The following is a 4,334-nucleotide window of genomic DNA, read 5'->3' as shown; positions in this document are numbered from 1 at the left end:
CCGTCCGAGATCACCGCAGCAGGCCATCCCCGGTCGCCACGTCGTAGACGAACCCGCGAACAGCGGTGCCGTGCAGGAGGAACGGGTCGGCCTCGACGCGCGCCAGCGATTGGCGGACGTCCGCTTCCACTTCTGGAAACGCCTCTGGTGACCACCGCGGACGCAGTCCTGTGTCGGCCTGGATCTGGTCTTTGAAGTCGTCGTCGCGGAATGTGAGCATGCCGCAGTCGGTGTGGTGGATCAGCACGATCTCCTCGGTGCCCAGGAGTCGCTGGCTGATCGTGAGGGACCGCAGGACGTCGTCGGTGACCACGCCTCCGGCGTTGCGGATCACGTGCGCGTCACCCTCGGACAGCCCCAGCAGCCCGTACGGGTTGAGGCGGGCGTCCATGCACGCCACCACGGCGATCTTGCGGCCGGGCGGCATGGGCAGGTCGCCCTTGTCGAAGTCGGACCGGTAGGCCGAGGCGGCCTCGAGCAGCTCGTCGGTGACTGTCATGTCCGGAATCTAGTCCCGGAGTCGAACCAAGACCAGCGTTCTTCTTGCCCCGATCACAGGCGACTCCCGCCAATACCCGGAGCCGCTTCCGGCACGCCCGTTCGGTGGGATGCTGACCGGATCGGCGACCGTTCCGGTGTGTGGGAGGTGTCCATGACCGATACCCCGTCCGCCCCGGGTCGGGACGCGGGAGACCCCGGCCTGGCCGCGCCGACGCGCGCCCTGCGGCCACCGGCCCTCAAGCGGGTGATCGGGCCGGGTCTGCTCCTGCTGTTCATCGTCGGGGACATCCTCGGTACCGGCATCTACGCCCTCACCGGCAAGGTCGCCGAGGAGGTCGGGGGCGCGGCGTGGCTGGCGTTCCTCATCGCGTTCGCCGTCGCGGTCCTCACCGCCACGAGCTACCTGGAACTGGTCACCAAGTACCCGAAGGCCGGCGGCGCCGCCGTGTACGCACACCGCGCGTTCCGGGTCCAGATCCTGACCTTCCTCGTGGCCTTCGCCGTCATGGCCTCGGGTCTGACCTCGGCGTCCTCGGCCGCCCTGGCCTTCGCCGGGAACCTCAACGAGGCGGTCGGGCTCGACCTGATGTCCCGGACCTGGCCGCTGATCGGAATCGCCCTGGCGTTCATCACCGCGGTCGCGGCCGTCAACCTCCGCGGCGTCTCCGAATCGGTCCGCCTCAACGTGGTGCTCACGGCCATCGAGCTCACGGGCCTCCTGATCGTGATCGCGATCGGGGCGTGGGCGATCGGACACGGCCAGGGAGATCTCTCGCGCGTCACGGAGTTCGACACCGCCTCGGGCGAGAGTCCGGTCCGGTCGGTCACGGCCGCCACCGCCCTGGCCTTCTTCGCCATGGTCGGGTTCGAGGACTCGGTCAACATGGCGGAGGAGACCAAGGATCCGGTGCGGATCTTCCCCAAGGTCATGTTCGCGGGACTGGCGGTGACCGGCCTGATCTACGTCCTCGTCGCGATCTCCGCGGTGGCCCTGGTGAGCCCGGAGGAACTCGGCGAGGGGGAGACCCCGCTGCTCACGGTGGTGGCGACGGGCGCCCCGGCGTTCCCGATCTGGATCTTCGCGTTCATCACCATGGCCGCCGTGGCCAATTCGGCACTGATCAACATGCTCATGGCGTCCCGGCTGGTGTATGGCATGGCCCAGGAGAAGGTGGTGCCGCGGGCGCTCGGCCGCGTCCTGCCCGGCAGGCGGACTCCGTGGGTGGCCATCCTGTTCACCACCGTGTTGGCGGCCGGGCTCGTCGCCCTGGCCGACCTCACCGCCCTCGGCGGGACCACCTCACTGCTGCTGTTGGCGGTGTTCACGGTCACCAACCTCGCGGTTCTGGTCCTGCGCCGGCAGCCGGTGGAGCACGCGCACTTCCGGGCGCCGACCGTGGTTCCGGTGCTGGGGCTGCTGAGCTGCGGCTTCCTCGTGTCCCCGTTGTCCGGGCGGGCGGATGCGGACTACCGGCTGGCCGGGGTGCTGCTGTTCGTGGGCGGCGGACTGTGGTTGGTGCAGCAGATCGCCGGAGCTATCGCTTCCGGTCGGAATGGTCGGCGAACCTCTCGAGGTCCCGGACATGCCCCGAGACGATGATCACGTCCTCCGCACCGATCGAGGTCTCCGGCTCCGCGTAGTGGAACGGCTGGCCGGGAGGCTTGATCCCCACGATGTTGACCTTGTGGCGACTGCGGGGGCGGCACTGATCGATGGTGCGTCCGACGACGTCCCTCGGGGGGAGCATGCGGGCGATCGCGAAGTTGTCGTCGAACTTGATGAAGTCCATCATCTGGTTGGCGACCAGGTGCGCTACGCGGACGCCGGCGTCGTGCTCGGGGAACACGACGTGGTGGCACCCGATCCGGGTGAGGATCTTTCCGTGGGCCTTGTTGATCGCCTTGGCCCACACGTGCTCCACGCCCAGGTCGACAAGGTTGACGGCCACCAGGACGGACGATTCGATCGAGGTCCCCACGCCCACCACGGCGGTGGAGAAGTCCTGCGCGCCGAGCTGTTGGAGTGCCTCGATGTCGGAGGCGTCCGCCTCCACCACGTGGGTCAGGGAGTCGGCGTACTTCTGCACGAGTCCGTGATCCCGTTCCACCGCGAGCACCTCACGCCCCTGGGAGACGAGCTGGGTGGCCAGGGAGACGCCGAAGCGGCCCAGGCCCACGATGAGCACCGGGGACTGGCGACGGTTGCGGTCAGCCAATGATCGGCCTCTCTGTGGGTAGGCGGTATCTGGTGCGCTGGGCTCGCATGGTGAGCGCGGTGGCGAACGTGATGATGCCGACGCGGCCCGCGAACATCAGCCCGGACAGAACGTACACCCCCGCGGGCTCGAGTTCCGCGCTCAGGCCGGAACTCAAACCGCAGGTGGCGAACGCGGAGATGGACTCGAAGAGCGGGCGTCCGAGGTCCTCGCCGGTGAGGACCATCAACGTCAGGGCCGAGGCCGACACGAGAGTCAGTCCCATCCCTGCGACGGACACGGCGATCCGGACAGAGGACGTGGGCAGCGCGCGGCCGTGAGCGGTGGTGTCCTCCTGCCCTCGGGCCTCGGCGAGGAAGGCGAGAAAGATGACGGCGAGGGTGGTGACCTTGACCCCGCCGGCGGTCGACACCGAACCACCGCCGACGAACATCAGCGCGTCGGTGATGAACATGGTCGACGACCTGGTGTCCGCCGGCTCGATCACCGCGAAACCCCCGGATCGCATCATCACCGAGGCGAACAGGGAGTTCTGGAGCTTGTCCGTGACGCTCTCCCCGCCGAGGGTCGCGACGTTGCTCCACTCCACCACCGCGAATCCCAGAGCCCCGACGAGCATCAGCAGGACACTGAACTCGACGGTCAGGCGGGTGTGGAGGTTCCACCTGCCGAGGTGCCACTGGTGTTTCCACAGGACCAACAGGACGGGGAAACCCAGGCTGCCCAGGAACACTGCGCAGATCAGTGCCCAGAAGACGACGGGATCGTGGGCCACCGCCGCCAGGCCGTCGGGGTGGAGGATGAAGCCGGCGTTGTTGAACGCGGAGACGGCGTAGAAGACGGCATGCCAGATCCCGTCGCCCACCGAGCCCTGCTGGGCGATCAGCCGAGGGGTGAGGATCAGGGCGATGACCAGTTCGACCACGGCCGAGGAGACCACGATCGTCTTGATCAGCGACCCGACCTCCCCCAACCCGCCCGCCGATGTCCCGGTCTGCGCCAGCAGGCGGGTGCGGACCCCGAACTGCCGGGTGACCGAGAGTGCCAGCATCGACGAGATGGTGACGATGCCCAGGCCACCCAGTTGGATCGCCGTCAGGATGACCACCTGACCCGCTGACGACCAGTGGGCGGCCGTGTCGACCGTGGTCAGACCCGTCACCGACACCGCTGACGTGGCCGTGAAGACGGCGTCGTGCAGCTCCGGCGAGCTGCCCGAGGACGTGGCCCACGGCATCATCAGCAGTGCGGTGAACAGGGCGATGGCGGAGGCGAACGCCGCGAGCGCGGATCTGGCCGGGGAGCTGTAGGTGAACGCGCGAATCGCCTGCGCGCCCGAGGAGAGGACGCCCGCGCTCCTGGACACCATGGGAGTGAGGGTAACCCCAGCGCCCTCCCCGGATGTCAGCCGCGTGCGCGTCGTGCCGCGAGTCCCAGGATCACGTCCAGGACGAGGAAGGCCGCCAGTGAGATCCCCAGGAGCGGGACGGCCCACCCGATCGCCGCGACCACGGTCACGCCGACCAGGGTTCCCACGGGGCGGCGACGCAGCAGGTCGAGCGTGGCACCACGTGCGGGGGGCCGGGCCAGACCGCCGGTGCGGGTCGGTCGCCGCGT

The 4,334-nt window shown here is 68.9% G+C and carries 4 protein-coding genes and 1 pseudogene; 1 reads left to right on the top strand and 4 read right to left on the bottom strand.

Features of this window, described 5'->3' with window-relative positions; all coding sequences use genetic code 11:
• Positions 1-10 precede the first annotated feature (10 nt).
• Positions 11-499: a carbonic anhydrase gene (locus tag G6018_RS02210; protein WP_182638598.1), complete on the bottom strand. Its 489-nt coding sequence runs from the start codon at positions 497-499 to the stop codon at positions 11-13.
• Positions 500-652: 153 nt separating this feature from the next.
• Here G6018_RS02210 and G6018_RS02205 point away from each other — a divergent pair, with 153 nt between their 5' ends.
• The gene (locus tag G6018_RS02205) at positions 653-2,101 is read left to right on the top strand and encodes an APC family permease (RefSeq protein WP_182609798.1); all 1,449 of its coding nucleotides are present in this window, start codon (positions 653-655) and stop codon (positions 2,099-2,101) included.
• On the opposite strand, the gene G6018_RS02200 is transcribed toward G6018_RS02205, so the two are convergent.
• The 3 genes and pseudogenes from G6018_RS02200 to G6018_RS02190 all read right to left on the bottom strand — a co-directional run.
• The gene (locus G6018_RS02200) at positions 2,037-2,717 is read right to left on the bottom strand and encodes a TrkA family potassium uptake protein (protein ID WP_187700485.1); all 681 of its coding nucleotides are present in this window, start codon (positions 2,715-2,717) and stop codon (positions 2,037-2,039) included. The genes G6018_RS02205 and G6018_RS02200 overlap by 65 nt on opposite strands.
• Positions 2,710-4,086, bottom strand: a complete 1,377-nt coding sequence (locus G6018_RS02195; protein WP_182617013.1) for a potassium transporter TrkG — start codon at positions 4,084-4,086, stop codon at positions 2,710-2,712. The genes G6018_RS02200 and G6018_RS02195 overlap by 8 nt, the downstream gene beginning before the upstream one ends.
• A gap of 35 nt (positions 4,087-4,121) precedes the next feature.
• A pseudogene (locus G6018_RS02190) lies at positions 4,122-4,334 on the bottom strand (PepSY domain-containing protein); the annotation flags it as partial.

Origin of the sequence: Dietzia sp. DQ11-44, assembly GCF_014145205.1 — a bacterium.
GTDB lineage: Bacteria > Actinomycetota > Actinomycetes > Mycobacteriales > Mycobacteriaceae > Dietzia > Dietzia natronolimnaea.
This window is presented reverse-complemented; position numbering and strand designations above follow the sequence as displayed.

Coding starts and splice junctions, on each gene's coding strand:
- G6018_RS02210 (WP_182638598.1), bottom strand. CDS start 499: ATGACAGTCACCGACGAGCTGCTCGAGGCCGCCTCGGCCTACCGGTCC.
- G6018_RS02205 (WP_182609798.1), top strand. CDS start 653: ATGACCGATACCCCGTCCGCCCCGGGTCGGGACGCGGGAGACCCCGGC.
- G6018_RS02195 (WP_182617013.1), bottom strand. CDS start 4,086: ATGGTGTCCAGGAGCGCGGGCGTCCTCTCCTCGGGCGCGCAGGCGATT.